This is a genomic window from Streptomyces sediminimaris, assembly GCF_047049295.1.
Taxonomy (GTDB): domain Bacteria; phylum Actinomycetota; class Actinomycetes; order Streptomycetales; family Streptomycetaceae; genus Streptomyces; species Streptomyces sediminimaris.
Genome location: NZ_JBJWOT010000001.1, coordinates 5,405,789 through 5,426,648, shown reverse-complemented (window position 1 = coordinate 5,426,648; position 20,860 = coordinate 5,405,789). Strand labels below are relative to the sequence as shown.

Annotated in this window: 22 protein-coding genes and 1 pseudogene; 5 read left to right on the top strand and 18 right to left on the bottom strand. The window is 71.3% G+C overall.

The genetic code is table 11. The features are described 5' to 3' along the window. Window positions 1-24: 24 nt before the first annotated feature. Genes ACJ9NR_RS25340 through ACJ9NR_RS25330 form a run of 3 tightly spaced genes read left to right on the top strand, consistent with a single transcriptional unit; the run spans window position 25 to window position 3,607 of the window. Window positions 25-549, top strand: coding sequence for a PadR family transcriptional regulator (locus ACJ9NR_RS25340; RefSeq protein WP_412493221.1), 525 nt, complete (start codon window positions 25-27; stop codon window positions 547-549). After that, window positions 546-1,235 (top strand): ABC transporter ATP-binding protein, encoded by a 690-nt coding sequence (locus ACJ9NR_RS25335; protein ID WP_412493220.1) that lies wholly within the window; start codon window positions 546-548, stop codon window positions 1,233-1,235. Before ACJ9NR_RS25340 ends, ACJ9NR_RS25335 begins: the two co-directional genes overlap by 4 nt. Beyond that, window positions 1,232-3,607: an ABC transporter permease gene (locus ACJ9NR_RS25330; RefSeq protein ID WP_412493219.1), complete on the top strand. Its 2,376-nt coding sequence runs from the start codon at window positions 1,232-1,234 to the stop codon at window positions 3,605-3,607. The genes ACJ9NR_RS25335 and ACJ9NR_RS25330 overlap by 4 nt, the downstream gene beginning before the upstream one ends. 71 nt (window positions 3,608-3,678) lie before the next feature. On the opposite strand, the gene ACJ9NR_RS25325 is transcribed toward ACJ9NR_RS25330, so the two are convergent. The 11 genes and pseudogenes from ACJ9NR_RS25325 to ACJ9NR_RS25275 all read right to left on the bottom strand — a co-directional run. Further along, the gene (locus ACJ9NR_RS25325) at window positions 3,679-4,107 is read right to left on the bottom strand and encodes a hypothetical protein (protein WP_412493218.1); all 429 of its coding nucleotides are present in this window, start codon (window positions 4,105-4,107) and stop codon (window positions 3,679-3,681) included. 4 nt (window positions 4,108-4,111) lie between these two features. Further along, window positions 4,112-4,498 (bottom strand): roadblock/LC7 domain-containing protein, encoded by a 387-nt coding sequence (locus ACJ9NR_RS25320; protein ID WP_412493217.1) that lies wholly within the window; start codon window positions 4,496-4,498, stop codon window positions 4,112-4,114. Window positions 4,499-4,552: 54 nt separating this feature from the next. Further along, window positions 4,553-5,377 (bottom strand): MarR family transcriptional regulator, encoded by an 825-nt coding sequence (locus ACJ9NR_RS25315; protein ID WP_412493216.1) that lies wholly within the window; start codon window positions 5,375-5,377, stop codon window positions 4,553-4,555. A 176-nt stretch (window positions 5,378-5,553) separates the two neighbouring features. Next, on the bottom strand, window positions 5,554-6,966 hold the full coding sequence (locus ACJ9NR_RS25310; RefSeq protein ID WP_412493215.1) for an AI-2E family transporter: 1,413 nt from the start codon (window positions 6,964-6,966) through the stop codon (window positions 5,554-5,556). A gap of 138 nt (window positions 6,967-7,104) precedes the next feature. Continuing rightward, complete coding sequence (locus tag ACJ9NR_RS25305; RefSeq protein ID WP_412493214.1) at window positions 7,105-7,797, bottom strand: aggregation-promoting factor C-terminal-like domain-containing protein; 693 nt, start codon at window positions 7,795-7,797, stop codon at window positions 7,105-7,107. 456 nt (window positions 7,798-8,253) lie between these two features. Then, the gene (phoH2, locus tag ACJ9NR_RS25300; RefSeq protein WP_412493213.1) at window positions 8,254-9,579 is read right to left on the bottom strand and encodes an RNA 5'-3' helicase PhoH2; all 1,326 of its coding nucleotides are present in this window, start codon (window positions 9,577-9,579) and stop codon (window positions 8,254-8,256) included. A gap of 347 nt (window positions 9,580-9,926) precedes the next feature. Then, a complete protein-coding gene (locus ACJ9NR_RS25295; protein ID WP_412493212.1) occupies window positions 9,927-10,700 on the bottom strand; it encodes an isoprenyl transferase in 774 nt (257 codons plus the stop codon). Window positions 10,701-11,489: 789 nt separating this feature from the next. Then, window positions 11,490-12,281, bottom strand: coding sequence for a methyltransferase domain-containing protein (locus tag ACJ9NR_RS25290; RefSeq protein WP_412493211.1), 792 nt, complete (start codon window positions 12,279-12,281; stop codon window positions 11,490-11,492). An 86-nt stretch (window positions 12,282-12,367) separates the two neighbouring features. Beyond that, the gene (locus tag ACJ9NR_RS25285) at window positions 12,368-13,243 is read right to left on the bottom strand and encodes an LLM class flavin-dependent oxidoreductase (RefSeq protein ID WP_412493210.1); all 876 of its coding nucleotides are present in this window, start codon (window positions 13,241-13,243) and stop codon (window positions 12,368-12,370) included. Window positions 13,244-13,285: 42 nt separating this feature from the next. Beyond that, on the bottom strand, window positions 13,286-13,861 hold the full coding sequence (locus ACJ9NR_RS25280) for a dihydrofolate reductase family protein (RefSeq protein WP_412493209.1): 576 nt from the start codon (window positions 13,859-13,861) through the stop codon (window positions 13,286-13,288). A 77-nt stretch (window positions 13,862-13,938) separates the two neighbouring features. Next, a pseudogene (locus tag ACJ9NR_RS25275) lies at window positions 13,939-14,094 on the bottom strand (prepilin peptidase); the annotation flags it as partial. A gap of 154 nt (window positions 14,095-14,248) precedes the next feature. Here ACJ9NR_RS25275 and ACJ9NR_RS25270 point away from each other — a divergent pair. Further along, window positions 14,249-14,623, top strand: coding sequence for a DUF192 domain-containing protein (locus tag ACJ9NR_RS25270; protein WP_412493520.1), 375 nt, complete (start codon window positions 14,249-14,251; stop codon window positions 14,621-14,623). Window positions 14,624-14,644: 21 nt separating this feature from the next. On the opposite strand, the gene ACJ9NR_RS25265 is transcribed toward ACJ9NR_RS25270, so the two are convergent. The 3 genes from ACJ9NR_RS25265 to ACJ9NR_RS25255 all read right to left on the bottom strand — a co-directional run bounded on the left by ACJ9NR_RS25265 (window position 14,645) and on the right by ACJ9NR_RS25255 (window position 18,069). Beyond that, window positions 14,645-15,142 (bottom strand): hypothetical protein, encoded by a 498-nt coding sequence (locus ACJ9NR_RS25265; protein ID WP_412493208.1) that lies wholly within the window; start codon window positions 15,140-15,142, stop codon window positions 14,645-14,647. A gap of 42 nt (window positions 15,143-15,184) precedes the next feature. Next, window positions 15,185-17,197: a Flp family type IVb pilin gene (locus tag ACJ9NR_RS25260; protein ID WP_412493207.1), complete on the bottom strand. Its 2,013-nt coding sequence runs from the start codon at window positions 17,195-17,197 to the stop codon at window positions 15,185-15,187. 542 nt (window positions 17,198-17,739) lie between these two features. Beyond that, a complete protein-coding gene (locus tag ACJ9NR_RS25255; protein WP_412493206.1) occupies window positions 17,740-18,069 on the bottom strand; it encodes a hypothetical protein in 330 nt (109 codons plus the stop codon). Between the two features lie 156 nt (window positions 18,070-18,225). On the opposite strand from ACJ9NR_RS25255, the gene ACJ9NR_RS25250 reads away from it, so the two are divergent. Next, window positions 18,226-18,543 carry a GntR family transcriptional regulator gene (locus ACJ9NR_RS25250; RefSeq protein WP_412493205.1) on the top strand — a complete coding sequence of 106 codons (318 nt, stop codon included), beginning with the start codon at window positions 18,226-18,228 and terminating at the stop codon, window positions 18,541-18,543. Window positions 18,544-18,626: 83 nt separating this feature from the next. Here ACJ9NR_RS25250 and ACJ9NR_RS25245 read toward each other — a convergent pair whose 3' ends face one another. Genes ACJ9NR_RS25245 through ACJ9NR_RS25230 form a run of 4 tightly spaced genes read right to left on the bottom strand, consistent with a single transcriptional unit; the run spans window position 18,627 to window position 20,728 of the window. Then, window positions 18,627-19,280, bottom strand: a complete 654-nt coding sequence (locus tag ACJ9NR_RS25245; protein ID WP_412493204.1) for an OmpA family protein — start codon at window positions 19,278-19,280, stop codon at window positions 18,627-18,629. An 8-nt stretch (window positions 19,281-19,288) separates the two neighbouring features. Then, window positions 19,289-19,867, bottom strand: a complete 579-nt coding sequence (locus tag ACJ9NR_RS25240) for a hypothetical protein (RefSeq protein WP_412493203.1) — start codon at window positions 19,865-19,867, stop codon at window positions 19,289-19,291. 34 nt (window positions 19,868-19,901) lie between these two features. After that, window positions 19,902-20,495, bottom strand: a complete 594-nt coding sequence (locus ACJ9NR_RS25235) for a pilus assembly protein TadG-related protein (RefSeq protein WP_412493519.1) — start codon at window positions 20,493-20,495, stop codon at window positions 19,902-19,904. Then, window positions 20,495-20,728: a hypothetical protein gene (locus ACJ9NR_RS25230; RefSeq protein ID WP_412493202.1), complete on the bottom strand. Its 234-nt coding sequence runs from the start codon at window positions 20,726-20,728 to the stop codon at window positions 20,495-20,497. The genes ACJ9NR_RS25235 and ACJ9NR_RS25230 overlap by 1 nt, the downstream gene beginning before the upstream one ends. Window positions 20,729-20,860 lie beyond the last annotated feature (132 nt).

Here is a 20,860-nt window from a genome sequence, read left to right as displayed (position 1 = left end):
TACACCGTGTGTAGAGTGCTTCCCATGTCCATCGGTCACACCCTTCTGGGACTCCTGGAGTCCGGGCCCCGCCACGGCTACGACCTCAAGCGGGCCTTCGACGAGAAGTTCGGTCACGACCGGCCGCTGCACTACGGCCAGGTCTATTCGACGATGTCCCGCCTGCTGAAGAACGGGCTCGTGGAGGTCGACGGGATCGAGGCGGGCGGCGGGCCCGAGCGCAAGCGGTACGCGATCACCGACGCCGGGGTCACCGACGTGGAGCGCTGGCTCGCGACGCCGGAGGCGCCCGAGCCGTATCTGCAGTCCACGCTCTACACCAAGGTCGTCCTCGCGCTGCTCACCCACCGCGACGCCTCCGACATCCTCGACACACAGCGCTCCGAGCACCTGCGGATGATGCGCATCCTGACCGACCGCAAGCGCAGGGGCGACCTGGCCGACCAGCTCATCTGCGACCACGCCCTGTTCCACCTCGAGGCCGACCTGCGCTGGCTGGAACTGACCGCCGCGCGCCTCGACAGGCTCGCGGAGGTGGTGACCAGGTGACCGCGCCCCCCGGCTCCCTGCTCGCGGCCGAGAACCTGCACAAGAGGTACGGGCCGACCACGGCGCTCGACGGCGCCGAGTTCTCCATCCACCCCGGCGAGGTCGTCGCCGTGATGGGCCCCTCCGGGTCCGGCAAGTCGACGCTGCTGCACTGCCTCGCCGGCATCGTGACCCCCGACGAGGGGTCGATCACCTACGACGGCCGCGAGATGGCGACCATGAGCGACGCCGCGCGCAGTGCGCTGCGGCGCTCCGAGTTCGGTTTCGTCTTCCAGTTCGGCCAGCTGGTGCCGGAGCTGACCTGCGTGGAGAACGTGGCCCTGCCGCTCCGGCTGAACGGCACCTCCCGCAAGGAGGCCGAACGGACCGCGCTGGGCTGGATGGAGCGGCTCGAGGTCGACGACCTGAGGAAGAAGCGCCCCGGTGAGGTCTCCGGCGGCCAGGGGCAGCGCGTCGCCGTCGCCCGGGCCCTGGTCACCGGCCCCCGGGTGCTCTTCGCGGACGAGCCGACCGGCGCGCTGGACTCGCTCAACGGCGAGCGCGTGATGAACCTGCTCACCGACGCCGCCCGGTCCGCCAGCGCCGCCGTCGTCCTCGTCACGCACGAGGCCCGGGTGGCCGCGTACTCGGACCGCGAGATCGTCGTACGGGACGGCAAGTCGCGGGACATGGAGCGCGCCGTATGACGGCGCGCGAGGCCGGCCGGGACCTCCCGCCCGGACGGGGCCGGGAGTGGACGGCGGTCAGGGATCTGGCCATGGGGATGCGGTTCGCCTTCGCCGGCGGGCGTGAGGGCTGGACCCGGGCGCTGCTGACGGCCGTCGGCGTCGGGCTCGGGGTGGCGCTGCTGCTGCTGACGACCGCCATACCGAGCGCGCTGTCCGAGCGGGACCGGCGGGGCAGCGCCCGGGACGACTTCACCTACAGCGGCAAGGTGCTGCCGAAGGCGGACGACACGCTGATCGTCGCCCACACCGACACGACCTTCCACGGCACGGACGTGCGCGGCCGGCTCCTGCAGCGGGAGGGCGCGCACGCGCCGCTGCCGCCGGGCGTCGCGGCGTTCCCGGCGAAGGGCGAGATGGTCGTCTCGCCCGCGCTGAAGAAGCTGCTCGCGTCCGGCTCCGGCGAGCTGCTGCGCGACCGGATCCCCTACCGCGTCGTGGGCACCATCGCCCACTCGGGGCTCGTCGGGCCCGCGGAGCTCGCCTACTACGCGGGGGCCTCGGGTCTCGAGCACCGGCTGAGCGGCGGCAACGTCGAGCGCATCGACTATTTCGGGCCCTCCCCCGGCAACCGGCCGGGCGGGCTGGACCCGGTCCTGATCCTGCTCGTCACGATCATCTTCGTGGTGCTGCTGCTGCCCGTCGGCGTGTTCATCGCCGCGGCCGTCCGCTTCGGCGGCGAGCGCCGCGACCGCCGCCTCGCGGCGCTCAGGCTGGTCGGCGCGGACGGCCGGACGGCCCGCAGGATCGCGGGCGGGGAGGCCCTCGCCGGTGCGCTGCTCGGGCTCGTCCTCGGCACCGCCTTCTTCCTCACCGGACGTCAGCTGGCGGCCCTGCTGCAGGTGCGGGACATCAGCGTCTTCCCGAGCGACCTCAACCCCTCGCCCGCGCTCGTGCTGCTGGTGGCCGTCGCGGTGCCCGCCGCGGCCGTCCTGGTCACGCTGTTCGCGCTGCGCGGGGTCGTCATCGAGCCGCTCGGCGTCGTCCGTACGGCGAAGCCGCCGCGGCGCCGGCTGTGGTGGCGGCTGCTGCTGCCGCTGGCCGGGCTCGCGCTGCTGTATCCGATGATCGGCCAGGGCAACGACAACGGGAACTTCAACCAGTGGATGGTCATCGGCGGCACCGTACTGCTGCTGGTCGGCGTCACCGCGCTGCTGCCGTGGATCGTGGAGGCCGTCGTGGCCCGGCTGAACTCCGGCCCGGTCTCCTGGCAACTGGCGGTGCGCAGGCTGCAGTTGAGCAGCGGCTCGGCCGCCCGCATGGTCAACGGCATCGCGGTCGCGGTGGCCGGCGCGGTCGCCCTGCAGATGCTGTTCGCCGGGGTCGAGCACGACTACACCAAGTGGACGAGGAACGACCTGGAACGGGCCCAGATGGAGATCTCCGTGCACGGCGACGTCCCGCTGTCCGAGGCGGACCGGGCGCTCGCCGGGACCAAGGGGGTGAGCCGGGTGACGGCGCTCTCGCTGGGCTCGGTCGGGGACGGGCCGAAGGACCCGGACCACGAGCTGGAGGTCGCCGTCGGCAGCTGCGCGCAGCTGTCCGAGGTGGCCCGGCTGCCGTCCTGCCGCGACGGCGACATCTTCCGCATCACCGGAGGTGACTCCGGCAGCGAGACCAAGAGCCTCGTCGCGGCGGGCCGCACCGTGTACTTCGACCCGGCCTACAGCGGGACGAGCAGCCACCCGGTGGCCTGGAAGGTGCCCGCCGGCCTGAAGACGGCGGCGCAGCGCGAGGACCCGACGGGCTACGAGCGCGGCGGACTGCTCATCACCCCGGGCGCGCTGCCCGCGGGCGCGACGGCCGGCCTGATCGAGAAGGTGTACGTCTCGCTGGACCGGTCGGTGGCGGACGCCGCCGAGTACGCGCGCAACACCGCGGCCCGGCTCGACCCGCTGGCGGACGTGTTCGTCCTGACGTCCAGCAAGCAGTCGCTGCAGTTCCGCTCCATCCGCACGGGCCTGTTCGTGGGCGCCACCTGCGTCCTGGTGCTGATCGGCGCGAGCCTGCTGGTGTCGCAGCTGGAGCAGCTGCGCGAGCGCAGGAAACTGCTGTCGTCGCTGGTGGCCTTCGGCACCCGGCGCCGCACGCTGAGCCTGTCGGTGCTGTGGCAGACGGCGATCCCCATCGCGCTGGGCCTGCTGCTGGCCTCGGTGGTCGGGCTGACGCTGGGCGCGGTGCTGCTGAAGATGACCGGCACCTCGGTGAGCGTGGACTGGGCGAGCGTGCTGTCGATGACGGGCATCGGCGCGGCGGTCGTCCTGGCCGTGACGCTGCTCAGCCTGCCGCCGCTGCTGCGGCTGATGCGGCCGGACGGGCTGCGCACCGAGTGACCCCGGCACCCTCCCGGGGGCCCGTCCCGGGGGCAGGCCCCTCCCCGTCGCGGGGAGGGGCCTGCCGCCTTTCACAGGCTGTACTCCTTCACCACCCGCCGCACCTGGGCGAAGAGCATGCCCACGTTGACCGACTTGCGGCAGACGACGACGGCGACGACGTCCTGCTGCTCGTTCATGCGCACGAACAGATGGGTGAGGTTCTCGCTGTTGACCAGGATCTCCTGGAAGAAGTGGTTGTCGCTCTGGATGCCGCGGCGCTCCTTGAAGACGTCCTCGATCATCACCACCGTGCGCCCCTGGAACAGGTCCAGGGTCGCGCCCGCCAGCAGGTCCAGGACCTCGGGCGGGTGGTTGTCGATGGTCTCGTACGACAGCAGCATGCCCGTGGCCATGTCGACGACGCCCGAGGCGACGCACTCGGGGGCTTCGGTGCGGAGCGACTTGACCAGGCCCATCACCTGGTCGGAGAAACCGGTGGTCATACGCTTCGTCGCCATCCCTTCAGACTCCTTCTGCCGTCTTGTGCCTGAGGATCGAACCGATGCGATCCAGTGCGGGTGCCGTCGCCCGGTGCAGCCGGTCGACGTCGATGCCCTCGTCGCCGAGGACGACCATCAGCGCGGTGTCCCCGACGGCGTAGAAGGCGGCACAGCCATGGCTGCCGTACGTCACCGTCTGGCGCAGCGCGCCGCGTGCGGTCGCCTGCGCGGTGCGGCGGGCGAGCCCGAGGCCCGCCGCGGCCAGCGCGGCGAGACCCTCCGGGTCGATCGAGTCGGCGGTGTCGGACGCGATCAGCAGTCCGTCCGACGCCGCCACCGCGGTGTCGGTGATACCGGTCACCTGCTCCCGCAGGCCGCGCATCTCCAGCGCGAGGGCTTCGTGATCCATGTGCTCAACTCCCGTGTTTCTGTTCGCAGTTCGGTAAGCGTCTGGTCGGTTCGGTCATTTCGCTGATCCGTTTCGGAGGCGGAAGAAGCCGCTCTGTCTACGGCGCGGAAGGTCCACCGGGACGGGGGGCCGCGGCGGGGGCGGTTCCGGGGGTGGCGCGATGCGGTGGTGGATGCCCTCGGGCGGGACGCGCACCGGGATCGGGGCCGGCTCCGCGGGACACCGCAGGAGGCCCTCGGTGAGCATGCGGGAGACCTCGACGGTGACCGTGTAGACCCCGCGGCCGGTGCGGAAGGCGAGGTCGCGGGCCGTGCGGCGGCCGTCGGCGTGGGCGAGCAGGTCGCGCCGGAGGTCGCTGAGCGGGGCGGTGGAGCCCGGCACGGGCAGCGGCCGTTCGCGGTCGGGGTGCACGGGGTGGGGCAGCGCGGCGAGGGCGGTCAGCTTGCGGGCCGCGTCCTCCAGCAGCCGCGAACAGGGCTCTCCCACGGCGACCGGGGCGGGCGGCTCCAGGCCGGCGTCCACGCGCTCGCAGTCCTCGACGCGGCCCGCGAGGATCGCGAACACCGCGTCCTGCAGCGCCATGGCGCACACCACCGCGAGCTGGGCGGCCCCGGCGTACCCGTGGGCGACCAGTGCGGCGGCCGGCCACCGGGTGCCCCCGGACTCCCGCACCAGCGCCGCCCACTGCTCGCCGTCCACCCGGCCGGACCGCAGCAGCAGCGCCTCCGGCGCCGGCGCCCCGGGCGACTCGGCGGCGACGATGAGCCCGTGCCGCAGGTGCAGCACACCGCCCGGCGAACCGGACACGCGCAGGGCACCGGTCCATCCTTCGCGCCCGCAGGCGGCGAGAGCCCGTGCCAGCAGGTCGTGGCCCGACATGACACCCCCTGTCGCGTACCGCTGAGGGGGGAATGTGTATCAGGCCGAACGCATATTCCGGCCGCGGACTTCCGACCTGTCCCCAGGTGACGGAAGTTGTGTCCGGAGCCGGTTCAATTGGCTGTGTTCGGCGCGCATCTGATCGAGCGGCGAACGCATTTCGGACGCCGCGGGCGTCAGGAGCCGGAGCCCTCCGCGCCCTCCCCGGGGGCCGCGTCCCCGGGCCCGGCGTCGGTCGGCACGACCTCGTCCTGGACGTCCGCCGTGCCGGACGTCCCGGTGCCGGACGCCCGCGGGACGTCCGGCGGGGGCTGCTCGTCGCCGCCGGGGATGTGTTCCGCGGAGTAGGCCCGCAGATACGCCACGACCGTGTTCGACACCGCCACCAGCGGCACGGCCACCACGGCACCGCCGATTCCCGCCACCATGCCGCCGGCGGCGACCGTCAGGACCACCGCGAGCGGATGGACCCGGACCGCGCGCCCGAGGATGAACGGCTGCAGGATGTGCCCCTCGATCTGCTGGACCGCGAGGACCACCACGAGCGTCATCACGGCCGTGAAGACACCCTGGGTGACGAGCGCGACGACCACCGCCAGCGCGCCGGAGGCCACCGCGCCGACGAGCGGGATGAAGGAGAACAGGAAGATGAAGACGGCCAGCGGGACGGCCATGGGCACGTCGAGGAAGTAGATGCCCAGGCCGATGAAGATGGCGTCGATCAGGGCGACGAGCACCGTGCCGCGCACATACGCGGTCAGCGTGCGCCAGGCCCGCGGCCCCGCGCCCGCGATGGCGGGACGCGCCGCCGCGGGCACCAGCTTCAGCGTCCACTGCCAGATGCGCCGGCCGTCGTACAGCAGGAACAGGGTCGAGAAGAACGTCAGCAGGATGCCGGTCAGCGCCTCGACCACGACCTGGACGCCCTCGAGGCCCGCGGAGGTGATCTGGTCGGTGTTCGCGCCGACCGCGTCCCGCAGGTTCTTGGCGATCTGGTTGATCTGCTTGTCGGTGACGTGGAAGGGACTGCGCAGCAGCCAGTTGCGCAGGTCGTCGATGCCGTTCTGGATCTGGTTGGAGAGATTGTCGATGTTCTCCATGACCTGCCAGGTCACGAACCAGCCGATCAGGCCGAGGACGACGAAGCCGAGGATCGCCGTCAGGGCGGTGGCGGGGCCGCGCGGGACACCGTGCCGCTGCAGGCGGGCCACGGTCGGCTGCAGCAGCGCCGTGATGAGCAGGGCCACGACGAAGGCGAGGACGACGAGCTGTACGGCGCTGATGACCCGCATCAGCACCCAGACCGTGCCGGCCAGCACCAGCAGCCGCCAGCCGGCCTCCGCCGCGACCCGCATGCCCCACGGCACGGCGTGCGCGGGATCGGGACGGACGGGACGGACGGGGCGCGCGGGCGGCGGCACGTCGGGCGTACGGTCCGGAGCCGGTCCCGCCTTGTTCCCGGGCGCGGGAGACGGCCGGTCGTCCTCGGCGGACTCCCGCTCGACCTCGGCGCGGCGTTCGTCCAAACGCTCACTCACCTCGGTCAGGCCGGCGCCGATCCGGCCCAGCCACCCTGGCACTCGCGACATGATCCGTCCTCTTCCCCCGTATGTGCCCACCACTCCCCCCGGAGTCGTCGCGTCCGACCGTACAGGGCGAAAGCCCCTCCCCCTATGACGGGGAGGGGCTGCGCGGGGTTGAGTGGCGGGACCGCGGGGCTCGGCGGCTCAGTACCAGCTGTTGGCCTGCCAGAACGACCAGGCCTGGCACGGGCTGCCGTACCGGCTGTCCATGTAGTTCAGGCCCCACTTGATCTGGGTGGCCGGGTTCGTCTGCCAGTCGGCTCCGGCGGAGGAGTACTTGGAGGCGGGCAGTGCCTGGAAGAGGCCGTAGGCGCCGGAGGAGGCGTTGACCGCGTGGTAGTTCCAGCTGGACTCGTGGTCCACGATGTTGCTGAAGCACTGGAACTGTCCGCTCGGCACCATCTGCCGTGCCATCGCCTGGATCTGGGCGACGGAGTACGAGCTCTGGACGGGGAAGTCGGCCGAGGTGGCCTTGCTGCGGCTGGCCGCGGCCTTGGCCTCGGCGCGCTGCTTGGCCTCCTTGGCCGCCTTCTCAGCCGCTTCCTTCTTGGCGATGGCGGTGTCGGCGGCCGCCTTGCGGGCCGCGGCCTCGGCGTCCTTCTTGGCGCTGGCGTCGGCCTGGATCGCCTGGGCGTCGGCCTGCTGCGTCAGGGAGGCGGTCTGCACCTGGGCCTGCTGGCCGGTGGGTATGTCCGCCAGGAGCGTCGCGTCGCTTGCCGTCGCCTCGGCGTCGTTGTTCTGCGCCACGCTGCCCGAGGCAACTCCGACGACGCTTCCGACGGCGGTGACCGCGGTGGCCGAGGCCACTGCGAATCCCCGGACCGAAATCCGGCTCACACGGTTTCCTTCCAGCATCGCCCGCTTCGGTGACCCTGGCGGACGCAATCGTGCCCCTGAACGCTGGCCTCCCAACTGCGGGGTCACGGGAGGCACGGGCCCGGTGGGCAACTCCGCGAGGGAAGCGCCGCGTGGTGCTCGGGCGGCATACGACGACGCTGTGGAGTTAGCTGTGGTGCTCATGTGGTTCCGTACCGCTGGGGGTACAGGGGTGTCGTATGCGGGGCCTGACAGGAATGAGACTCTGCCGTAACCGGACGCCGGGTGGCAATTCTGAGTTGCGTGTGAAAGCTCACATCCCGTTTGGCCCCGGGGATTTCGAGAAACAGCAACACGCGAAGGCGCCGCCCGGCTAGGCTCACGGCCTTTACCGGACGGCGCCAACTGCCACGTAACCGGCCCCTATTGGCCCTTATCGGGCCCGATCGGCGAGACCGGTCAGATCGGCTGGATCGGTTAGATCTGCCCCTCCTCGAGCATTTCGGTCACAAGAGCCGCGATCTGGGACCTCTCGGACCTCGTCAGCGTGACATGGGCGAAAAGGGGATGCCCCTTCAGCTTCTCGACCACGGCGACGACCCCGTCGTAGCGGCCGACCCGCAGATTGTCCCGCTGCGCCACGTCGTGGGTGAGGATCACCCGCGAATTGGCGCCGATCCGGGACAGCACGGTCAGCAGCACGTTCCGTTCCAGCGACTGCGCCTCGTCCACGATCACGAAGGCGTCGTGCAGGGAGCGCCCGCGGATGTGGGTGAGCGGAAGGACCTCGAGCATGCCGCGCGCGGTGACCTCCTCGATGACCTCGCGGCTGGTGACCGCGGACAGCGTGTCGAAGACCGCCTGCGCCCAGGGGCTCATCTTCTCGGCCTCGCTGCCGGGCAGATAGCCGAGCTCCTGCCCGCCGACCGCGTACAGCGGACGGAAGACCATCACCTTCTGGTGCTGACGCCGCTCCAGCACGGCCTCGAGACCCGCGCACAGCGCGAGCGCCGACTTGCCGGTGCCGGCCCGGCCGCCCATGGACACGATCCCCACGTCCGGGTCGAGGAGCAGATCGAGGGCGATCCGCTGCTCGGCGCTGCGGCCCTTGATGCCGAAGGCCTCCCGGTCGCCGCGCACCAGACGCACGTTGCCCTCGGGCGTGACCCGGCCGAGGGCCTTGCCGCGCTCCGACTGGATCGTCAGGCCCGTGTGCACGGGGAGGTCGGACGCCTCGGGCACGTACACGTGCCCCTCCTCGAAGAGGACGTCCACCTGCTCGCCGGGCAGGGTCAGCTCGGACATGCCGGTCCAGCCGGAGGAGTCCGTGATGGCCAGTTCCGCGCGGTACTCCTCGGCGAGGAGACCGACGGAGGAGGCCTTGATCCTCAGCGGCAGGTCCTTCGAGACGACGGTGACGTCGAACCCCTCGGCCTGCAGATTGCGGGCGACCGCGAGAATGCGGGAGTCGTTGTCCCCCAGGCGGTAGCCGCTCGGCAGCACACTGGGGTCCGAGTGGTTGAGCTCGACACGGACGGTCCCGCCCAGTTCCCCGATCGGGATGGGGGCGTCGAGTCGGCCATGCTTCACCCGGTAGTCGTCGAGCAGGCGCAGGGCCTGCCGGGCGAAGTAGCCGAGCTCGGGATGGTGCCGCTTCGCCTCCAGCTCCGTGACCACGACGATGGGGAGCACGACCTCGTGCTCGTCGAAGCGGCTCAGGGCGTTCGGGTCGGCCAGCAGGACGCTGGTGTCGAGAACATAGGTGCGCCGGTCTGGCTTGTGGCGCTTTGCGCTGGTCACCACGGAAGGACGTACCCCCTCGGATGAGGTCGGGGAGCGACGGAGTGGAGCTGGGCCGGTCGACGGCCGCGATGCACGGGCCGAGAACCGGCCCTCCGCCTGTTCGTCCGTGCTGTGACCGCACGATCGGGCTGGTGCAAAGGGCCTCCCGGGCGGACGGCCCCGTGCCGTCCGCTGAGATCCGACACCCGTGGGTCGGGTGTCGACCTCCTTGGCTTATTCCCTCGAACCGGCGTCACCATGCCGACCCGTATGACGGCGCGCCGGTGAACTCCTTGTTACTTCCGTCCCGGAAGGGGTACGGACGGACCGCTTCGAAACCGTCCGGAGCGGCCGTGGCAAGGGCTGTGTCAGCCGCCGTAGCGCCGGTGCCGCGCCGCGTAGTCCCGCAGGGCACGCAGGAAGTCGACCTTGCGGAAGGCCGGCCAGAAGACCTCACAGAAGTAGTACTCGGAGTGCGCCGTCTGCCACAGCATGAAACCGGACAGCCGCTGCTCGCCGCTGGTGCGGATCACCAGGTCGGGGTCGGGCTGGGCGCCGGTGTAGAGGTGCCGCCCGATCATGTCGACGTCGACGGCCTCGGCGAGGTCCTCCATCGAGGTGCCCCTGTCCTGGGCGTCGAGGAGCATGGCGCGCACCGCGTCGGCGATCTCCTGCCGGCCGCCGTAGCCGATCGCGACGTTGACCAGTATCCCGTCGACGTGGGCGGTGGTCTCCTCCGCCTCCTTCAGCGCGGTCTGCATCTGCGAGGGCAGCAGGTCGGGGGTGCCGACGTGGTGCACGCGCCAGCGGCCGTCCGACGCGAGGGTGCGTACGACGTCCTCGATGATCCCGAGGAGCGGGCCGAGTTCGTCCTGCGGACGGTCGAAGTTGTCCGTCGACAGCAGCCAGAGGGTGACGACCTCGACATCCGTCTCGGTGCACCAGCCGAGGAACTCCTCGATCTTCTCGGCGCCTGCCCGGTGACCGTGGACGGTGGTGGAACCCGCGGCCTTCGCCCAGCGACGGTTGCCGTCCATGATGACGCCGATGTGCTTGGGCACCTGAGCGTGGTCCAGGTGGCCCTCCACCCGGCGCGCGTACAGCCTGACGAGCAGGCCGCGCAGCTTGTCGCGCAGGTTCACGTGTCTGTCGCCCCTCCGTGCAATGCGGTCCCCGCGGCTCGCAGCCTACCCCTGCGGGGCCTGGGGCGGGATGTAGAGGTGCCGGGGCGGGAGTTGGGGGGACGGGGCGGGTGGGCGGTCGGGCGCGCCGGGGGTGCGGGTTCGTGTGCGGCCGGCCGCGCGGCGGGACGTCCGCCCCGGCGCGTTCCCGGCGCTCACGGAGGAAGCACGGAGGAAGCCTGGCCGGGTACGAAAACGGGCCGGTCCGTGGGGGGGAGACGGACCGGCCCGAGGGGGGGTTTCCACCATAACCCTTCGTAAGGGCCGGTGGGTGCATCGGCGTGCCACAACTACTCTCCGGAATCGAACGGCGACGCGCCGATGACCGCCGGAGGGCCGTCTTGTGGCTGGTTCGCGGCCGGAAGAGGGCCGATGTGCCAGTTCGGACGGCGGGCGCGGCACTGTCCCCCGGGCGGGTGAACCGGGCGGCGGATCCGCGCTTGACGCGGGAGAGGGCACCGCGCAGCCCCCTCCACTGCGCGGTGCCGCCGCGCAGCTTTGCTCACGCGAATTACCTGCGCTTGAACCTACGTGACGTCTGCGGCGGAGGCGAGCGAACATCGATAACGATGTGAAAACCTCGCGAAACCTGTGAATGTGCGGGTGGGATCCGCCCCTTGATGCCGCGAATGTCCGCTCGCCCTCCCGAAACGCGCGCAGACAGGCATGCGGGCGGGTGGGCGCGCAGACAGGCACGCACGTATTCATGCATGCATGCATGCATACGTCCGGGCAGGCAGGCAGGCAGTCCTAACGGTGACGCGGCTTGCGGGCCTCGACGAGGTGGCGGGTGCTGTGCGCGACGAAGGGTCCCTCGGCCGCGATCCGTTCGTGCAGGGCACGGAGTCGGTCCTCGTACGCCTCGACCGTGAAGTCCGGGACCATCCAGATCACCTTGCGCAGGAAGTGGACGACGGCGGCGATGTCGTGGAACTCGACGCGGAGGCGTTCGGCGCGCAGGGTGACGACCTCCAGGCCGGCGGCCTCGGCGCCGGCGCGCTCCCGCTCGGGGTGACGGGCGGAGCCCTGCTCGGCCGGGAGGGGGCCGAGGAAGTGCTCGACGAGCTCGAAGACGCTGCGGGGACCCACGTGCTGGGCGAAGTACGTGCCGCCGGGCTCCAGGACGCGTGCGATCTCCGGCCAGTTCGGCACCACCGGGTGCCGGCTGCCGACCAGGTCGAAGGCACCGTCCGCGAAGGGCAGCGCCGCGTCCTCGGGTGCGGCGACGACCACCGTGCCGCGGTGGCGCAGCAGCGCGGTGGCCCTGGCGACGTTCGGCGGCCAGCCCTCGGTCGCTGCGGTGAGCGCCGGAACCCTGGTGGCCCGGCCGAGCGCGAAGTCGAGGACCTCTCCCCCGCCCGTCTGCACGTCCAGCGCGGCACTCGCCCCGGAGAGCCGGCCGGCCAGGGACACCGCGTACCCCCACGAGGGCCGCTGCTCGGTGGCCCGGCCCTCGAACCAGGAGAAGTCCCAGCCCTCGGTGGGCACGGCGGCCCCCTCGGCCACGAGGTCCTCGAAGCCGCGGGGCCGGTCGTGGGGCATGGGAATCCGTCCTGTCCATGAGGGCGGCGCGGCAGGGCGTGCACCACCCAGGCGGTCGGCGCGCCGCGCCGCAGCGCTCGGTTCGGTCATGGGACCAGGGGCCTGACCTCTTGGGCCACGAAACGCACGAACGCCTCGGGGTCGGGCTCGTCACCCGTCGGCTGCAGGATCACCGTGTCGGCGCCGGCCTCGGCGAGGCGCTGGACGGCCTTGGCGACGGTGCCGGCGTCCCCGGCGACACCGAGGCCGGGGGCGGGTTCGAGCCCCTCGTCGGCCTGGGCGGCGCGCAGCCGGGCGGCGGCGTCCGGGCCGGTGGTGGCGAGCAGGTAGACGACGACCTCGTGCGGGTCGGCGGTCCGACCCGCCGACTGCCGTCCCTCGTCGATGAGTCGGCGGGCCCGGCGTACGCCGTCCGCCGTGGTGGCCGCGGTCAGGACGGTGCCGTCCGCCGCCTCACCGGCCAGCCGCAGCGAACGCGGCCCGGTCGCCCCGGCGAGGACGGGCACGGCGGCCGCGGGCGGCCAGTCGAGGGCGACGTCGTCGAGGCGGACGTAGCGCCCACTGGTGCTGAGCCGCTCGCCGCGCAGCAGGGTGCGCAGGGCGAGGAGGTGCTCCCGCAGCAGGGTCAGCGGCGACTCGACGCGCGCGCCGACCTGACCCATCCAGTCCTGCACGCCGTGTCCGACGCCCACGACGGCGCGCCCGGGGAACATCCGGTGCAGGGTGGCGGTCTCCATGGCGGTCACGGCGACGTTGCGCAGCGGCACCGGCAGCAGGCCGACACCGACGCGTACCCGTTCGGTCCAGGCGAGGGCGGCCGCGGCGGAGGAGATGCCGCCTTCGAGGAAGCAGTCCTCCCACAGCCAGAGTTCCTCCAGCCCGGCCGCGTCGGCGGCACGGGCGACGGCGCGCAGTCGCTCGGGAGGCAGCTGGGGGCGGAACACGGCACCGAGTCCAGTCATGCGTTCCTTCCTACCCGCGCCGGAAGCGGCCGGACAACTTCTTTACGCGGCCCGGCCCCCGTCCGGCACGTACCGCAGCAGCACGACGCCGTTGCCGAACACCCGGTTCTCCACGAGCCGCAGGGACGCGGCGATGTCGCCCTCGGGGAACAGCCGTGTGCCGCCTCCGACGAGGGCGGGGTGGACGTAGATCCGGTACTCGTCGACGAGTCCGAGCCGCAGGAACTCCCCGGCCACCTCGGTCCCGCCGAGCCCGAGATCCCCGTCGAACCGCTGCTTGAGCGCCCTGACCTCCTCGGGGACGACGTCCCGCACCACGGTCGCGTTCCACTCGGCCCGCTCCAGGGTGCGCGAGTACACGACCTTCGGCATGTCCCGCCAGATCCGGGCGAACTCGGCGGTGGTGGCGGAGACGTCCGGCGCGGCGTCCGCGGTGGGCCAGTGGGCGGCCATCAGCTCGTGGACGCGCCGGCCGCTCAGCAGGGCGCCGTAGCGCCCGATGACGTCGTTCATGTGCCGGCTCAGCTCCTCGTCGACGCTGTGCCAGCTGATGTCGTGGCCGGGGCCCTCGATGTACCCGTCGAGGGACATGCCCATCATCAGCACGATCTTCGCCATCGCCCACCTCGTCCTGATCCGTCCGCAGCGGTCGCCGTTCACCGTATCCGGCGCGGGCGGGTGGCGCCCGCGCCGCCGGCCCGGCCCGGCCAGCCGCCGCAGGCGCCCGTGATCGGGTGGCCGGCGGGGCAGCTCGCCCGCCAGGGCTCACCCGGCTCGACGGAGAGACGGTGCGCCGCACGGGGCAGCAGGAGGCCCGACCCCGCCCCCCAGCAAGCGGCCACGACGATCAGGAGTACGCCCGCGGCGGGACCCTACGGCGGTGGGGGCGGGCCCCGCATGGGTCCGTGGGCCCATGCGGGGCCCAGGGCCCTGCGGATACGTTCGGATCTCGCGGTGCTCCCTTCTGCGGGTGCACAGGTGGCGGACACGGGAGGGGGCCTCGGCATGGGGCGGCGCTGGCGGGACGGGCGGGGCACGCTGGTGGTGCGCGGTGACGGCGGGCCCGGCACGCGGTCGGTGCCGCTGGAGATCGCCACGTCCTACCGGGCCCGCACGAAGGGGCTGCTGGGCCGGGACTCGGTGGACGGGGCGATCCTGCTCTCCCCCGCGGGCAGCATCCACACCCTCCGTATGCGCATCCCCATCGACGTGGCCTACCTCGACCGCGACCTCAACGTCATCGCCGTGCACACGATGAAGCCCTGGCGGCTCGGCCTGCCGCGGCTCCGCTCCCGGCACGTACTGGAGGCGGAGGCGGGGGCCATGGCCGGCTGGGGGCTCGGGCCGGGCGCGCGGGTGGAGGTGACGGACGGGGCCTGAGCCGGGGACGCCACCGCGCCGTCACCGCCGCTCCCGCTCCCAGCGCCGCATGTCCTCGGCGTTGCCGATCCTGATGCCGAAGGCCCAGGTCGGGTCGAAGAACAGCCAGTAGCGGGACTCGAGTTCGAGCGCGAGACACTTCAGGGTCCCATCCACGGGACGGGACCCGCCGTCCGTGTACGGGCGGACGGCGGTGCAGCGCAGCTTCGACCACCCGTCCCCGAAGAGCTGTTCGCCCCAGGAGGCATGGGCGACCTCGTCGTCCGTCTCCTCCTGCGCACTCTCGAAGAACTCCACCCCGCCGAGCGACACGGACTCCACCACCCGTACCGCCAACTGGTCGTACTGCCCGACCGACTCGAGCCGCAGCACCCCCTCGTCGAGCACCACGTGCACGACGAGCGGCTGCGGCCGGAACACGGGTACCGGCACCTCGTCCCGGTCGAGGAGACCGGGTACGAGGACGTCCGTGACGTGACGCCGGCGCAGGATGTCCTCGACGTGGTTCCACGTGGTCACTGCCTGCTCCTGTCCTTCTCCTCGGTCCGGTTGGATCACGGGTCACTCGGCCTTCTTGGTGATTTCAATCGAAGTGTCCAGTCCTTCGCCCGACTTCAGTGCGGTCCAGAACTCGCCGTTCTCACGCAGCACGATGGTCACGCCTTTGCCACGGTAGATGAGCCCCTCCGGCTCGCCCTTCTTCAGCGTGCCCTTGCCGACGAGCTTGAACGTACCGTTCTTGATGTTGGCCTCGATGTCCTCCAGGAACCGCGGTCCGTCTTCCTTGAGCTTTTTGTACTTCGTGCCCAGCGCATCCTCGACCAGCTTCTTGTGGCGCAGGAAGTGGTCCTTGAACTTCTTCGGGTCGCCCTGCTGGACTGTCGGCTTCCTGGCGGCCTCGACCTCTTCCTTCGTCATACGGCCTGCCGCGCCATCGGCCTCGTCGGCCTGCTTGCGGGCCTCCTCGGCCTCCTTCTTGGCGTCCTCGTCGCAGCCGTCCTCGGCGAGGACGACGTACGGGGAGCCGCCGGCGGCCAGGACGGTGGTGCCGGTGCCCGGGGAGCCGGTGCCGGGGGTGGCGGTGTCGCCGTAGCCGGTGCTGCCGTCGGCGTTGCTGCTGTCGGCGGGAGCCGTGCCGTCGTAGGGGACGCGGCGGCTGGGCGCGGAGATCGTGCAGCCGGACTGCCGCGCCTTCTTCTCCGCCTCCTCCGCGGCGTCGTCGGCCTCCTTGGCCGCCTTCTCCGCGCCCGCGACGTCACCGGCCTTGGCCGCCTTCTTGGCGTCCTCCGCCGCCTTGCCCGCCTTCTCCGCGAGCTTGCCCAGTTTGCCGAGCTTGCCGAGTACGCCGACCTTCTCGACGACCTTCCCGACGTCGTAACCCGGGATGAAGAGCGAACCGACGTTCCAGATGACGGTCGTGACGGCACGCGTCTTGTTGCCGCTGTTCCACTGGTCGGCGACGTCCTTGCCGATGAACATGTCGTAGAGGACCGTGCCGCCCGTCTTCAGCGACGCGCCGCCCCAGTCCCCGAGGGCGCCGAGGTAGTCGCCCTTGGCCCACTTGCCGGCGGCGTCCTTGGAGTTCCGCACCCAGTCGTGGCCGAGCTGCTTGCCGTAGTCCCCGAGGCCCTTCAGCGTGTCGAGGGGGTGGCGGACCATGCCGTAGATCCCGGTCAGGTCGCCCCAGACGCCGTCGACGAAGAGGCCCTGGCCGACCTGCTTGAGCTGGTTGCCGGCACAGCCGAAGAAGGCGCCGAAGCCGGAGAAGCAGCCGTCGTCCTTCTTGCCGTCCTGTTTGCCGTCCGGTTTCCTGGCGTCCGGTTTCCTGCCGTCCTGATTGCCGTCCGGCTTCCGGGCTCCGGGGGCGTCGGCCTTCTGGCCCGGGTTGCCGCTCGTGCCGTTCCCGCCGGTGGTGCCGGTACCGCCCGTAGCGCCGCCGGTGGCTCCGGCGTCGTTCCTGCCGTTCCCGTCCCCCGCCGTGACGTCCGTGCCGCCGCCCGAAGGGGCCGGGCAGGCCATGCCGGTGACCTTGCAGACCTGAGCCTGGATACCGCCGTAGATCTGCGTACCGAGCCCGCTGACCAGCAGTGCCGTGACGATCGCGGCGACGATGGCGACGAGACCCGCGTACTCGATCGCGGTCTGTCCCTCGTCCCGGCGCCAGCGGATCATGCGGGCCAGGGAGAAGGGGCGGCGCTCGGCGCGGTCCAGTTCGGGGGTCTCGTACCAGCGGCGGCTCTCCGGGCGGAGCAGGAAGCAGAGGATCAGGACCGGCAGGACGAGCTGGGTCCCGCCGCGCGCCGATCCGGCGGAGAGGTTGGCCGCGCCGCTCAGGATCAGCCACACCTGTACGGCGATCAGGCCGCGCCGGACCGCTCTCCCGCCCTCCCAGCTCCGCCGGGCCAGCCACCAGCCCAGGGTGCCGGGGGCTGCCGCGTAGGCGAGGAGCGCGAGCACACCGCCGTCGAGGGCGTCGGCCGACACCGCCGTCAACAGCAGCCCGAGACCGCCGACGATCGTCATGCCGAACAGGACGTGGGTGAGGACAAGGGCGGAGGAGAGCGGTGTGGGCATGTTCCGGCGCCTGCCGTGCCCCGTCGGCCACACGGCCCCGGACCCCGGCACTCCCCCGATCGACGCCATGACCGCCCCCTCCTCGACTGACCTGACGGAGGGGGGCGTTCACCGGATACGCGGTGACCCTGCCCGGTTCCCCCGCCGGTGGTTCACGACACGGACCGACCGTAGGGAGCGGACGGCCGGGCGGCATGGGCCCGCGGGCCCAAATCGGTGCCCAATCCGGGACGGGGCCCGGTCAGGTCTGCGCCGGACGGTTCATTGCTCGCCTCCGAACCCGGCGGGCGCGTCCGGTGGGTCCGGTGGGTCCGGTGGCGGGAAGTGCGGGGCGCATGCCCGGCAGGCGTAGACGGTGAAGCCCGGTCCCGAGTTCTGGTGCACCACACACACCACGACCGGCGTCACGGTGGTCACGTGGCAGCGCACGCACATCCGTACTGGCGGGCGCGTTCGCGCCTGCCGCGCGGCGGCGGGCGCGGGCTCAGGCCTCGCGTCCGCCTCGGCCCCGCGCGAACTCTCGGACCGCTCGCTTCTCCCCGTCACGCCACGCCTCCGGCGGTGATCAGGTGGTGGTCGAGGCCGATACCGAAATCCGCCGCCAGGACGAGCCCGATGCGGCGCCGAAGCCGGGCGTTCTCGCGCTCGGTCGCGATCACATACGGGCGGACCAGGGCAGCGTCTCGGCCGTCGAGCAGCACGGGGAGCCCATACGGGGAGCGGTGGGCGGGAAGCGGTACGGCTGTGGGACCGAGCGTTTCCCCGGTACGGGCCGGGGCCGGACCGGTTGGGCGTGTGCCCGCTCGGCGGGTGCCGGTGCCGGGCGCGAAGACGCCCAGGATCCAGCGGGCGGCGGCATGGATAATGCTCACTGTCTTCAGCTCCTGAGTAGCTGGTGGCCATGCCCCCGGACGGCTCCACCCGTCGCGGGGGTCTTCCTGAATCAGCAGCGTAACTCAACCTGGTCATGCCCTGCCATGGCATGACACGAATGAGTGTCCCTTTCCCTGTCCACCTACGGTCAAGCCATGGTGGACATTCCAGAGGGCTACGGCCCCGACGATGAACTGGACCCGGAGGCGGCAGACCCGCTATATCTGCAGCTGGCCGCGGTCCTGATCTCTCGGATCGACAGCGGCGTGTACCCGCTGGGCCGCGCTCTACCCGGTGTCGACCGATTGATGCAGGAATTCGGGCTTGCGCGCGGGACCGCCCGTAAAACACTGGTCCTGCTGGCCGAGTTGGGCTACGTGCGCACGGTTGTCGGCAAGGGGTCGTTCGTCATCGAGCGTCAGGCTCCGGATCAGCCCGCCGACGCTGTTGAAGGACACGAGGGCGACGGCTGACGGACGCGACACCCGGGGTCCTCTCGCTTGAGACGGCGCGGGCGGACCCCGGTTCGGTTCCGTGTGCTGCGATGCGGCCCCCGTCAGTTGGCGCTCTCACCGCGCGGGAACGTGACCTCCACGCGTCGGTTCTTCTTGCGGCCCGCCTCCGTGGAGTTGTCCGCGATGGGGTACTGCTCGCCGTAGCCACGTACCTCGAAGGTGATGTTCGGGTCGTTGAGCTGCTGGTCCAGGACGTCCTGGACGGCGTTGGCGCGCTGCCTGGAGAGGACGTCGCCGTGCGCGGAGGAACCGAGGTTGTCGGTGAAGCCGAAGACGCGGACCTTCGTCGCCTTCTGGCTCCGGATCTCGTCGGCGATCGTGGCGATGCGGGACTTCGCCTCGCCGCCCAGCTTCGCGCTGTCCTTGCCGAACAGCACCTCGGCCTGGAGAGCGAACGTGACGTCGGTGTTGGTGTCCTCACGGCGCTCGTCACCGCTCTGGTCCTCCACGACCGACTTGATGTCGAGGACTTTGGGGGCGGCGAGGGTGGCGCCTTCGGGAAGCTTGAGGTCTGGGTCGTTGGGGTCGACCTTGACAGGCGCGGAGGCAGACGCCTCGGTGCCGGGAGGGGCGCTCGGGCTGTCGTCGGCGTGAGCCGCCACCGCGCCGTAGAGGTTCGTGGCGACCATGAGGGAGGCGGCGGTGAGGACCAGGGCGAGGCGAGGCGAAGTCGCTCGGGTGTGGGTACGCGTCATGGCCGGCCTCACGCAGAGATCTTGATGCTGGCGGTCGAGAACGTCGGCAGCTGGAAGTCGACCTCGGTCGTGCTCGCCGGAGGCGCGGGGAACTGCATGAAGACGGACACGGTGCCGCCCGCCTTCACATCCTGGACGCCGGTCGTGGTCAGCGGACGCCCGTCCGTGTCCCGGAGCACGTAGTAGCGCTTCTTCCCCTTCGTGTCCACAAGGGTGGCGCCGCCGAAGGACTGGCCGTTCTTCATGATCTCGGTCTCGTTGCCGGTCAGTTGGGAAGAGAGGACAGCCGTCTCACTTCCGTCGTTCTTGAGCTCACCGTTGACGGTGAGGAATCCACCGGAGTCCCGTTTGGCCGACGTGATCTTCAAGCTGAGGCCGTCGGGGCCGTGCAGCTCGGCCAAGGGCTGTTCCGACTGTCCTTCCTGAGCACTCGGATTGGATCCACCGCCTTGGGAGGCGGAGGCCGATGCCTCCGGCTTCTTGCCGTCTCCTCCACCACCACAACCGGCCACGCCGAGGGCCAGACCGGCCGCAACGGTCAACGCGACCATTCCCCTACGGGCCTTCGTAGTGAACCGAATGCTCATGACTCTGTTTCCTTCTCCACTCGTCGTTCGCCTGTCAGTCGGCCAGATGGACGTCGAAGAGGTCTTCGGGTCCGGGCAGATCCGTGAGGTGCTTGGGGTCCAGGTCCCAGTTCCTGCCCTTGCAGGAGAGTCGCGGCAGCACGTCGCCAGCGGCGTCCGCCGCCGGGGGCTCGAACGTGCACAGCGGCTCGATCACCGCCGTGGCATGCGCATGCGCGTAGTGGTTCTCCGTGCCGGGTACGAGGGATTCTCCGACAGGCTTGTTCGTCCGGACACGGACTTCGTAGCGCAGAAGTCCCGTCCGGTCACAAGCCTCCGCACGGGCGTCGTTCCGCGATGCGAGCTGCGTCGCGCGCCCGCAGCCGTTGCCCACTGCGCCGTTCCCGTCGAAGATTCCTTGCCACTTGGTCGGGTCGAGTACGTTCTGCACCCACAAACCGGCAAGGTCGTCCCTGGTCTCCTGAGCCGCCGCAAGTGCCGCCGCGTCGGCGGCCGTCTGGGCACCGTTCCGATTCACCGCGGCCTGGCCGACCGCGAAGTAGGCGAACGCAAGAAAGAGCAGGCCCCCCACCACCGTGATGTAGATGGGGAAGGCCTGCCCTGCATCGCCGTACCGGCGAGATCGCATCAAGGAGCGACCTTGGCGATCTGCGCCTTGATCTTGTCGAGGATCGTCTTGCCGACATCCGTGCCCGTGATGGCCAGAACGATCGCCACGACGACCGCGATGATGCCCAGGTACTCGACCGCGGTCTGCCCCTTGTCGCCGGCGCGGCGCCGAATCGCCTCGACCGTCGTGTTCTTCCAGTTGTTCACACGCACCTGAGTCGCGACGGCGGTCTTCAGCATCAGGTCGCTCATGGTGTTCCCCTCCGGGTTCGGACGGCCGTCGGCCGGCCGGCTGCTGCGTCTTGGCGCCTTTCGCGTGACCGGCTTCCTCCTTGCCGGTGCCGCTTTCGACACGAGGAAGGTACGGCGGGACACCCCGCCCTT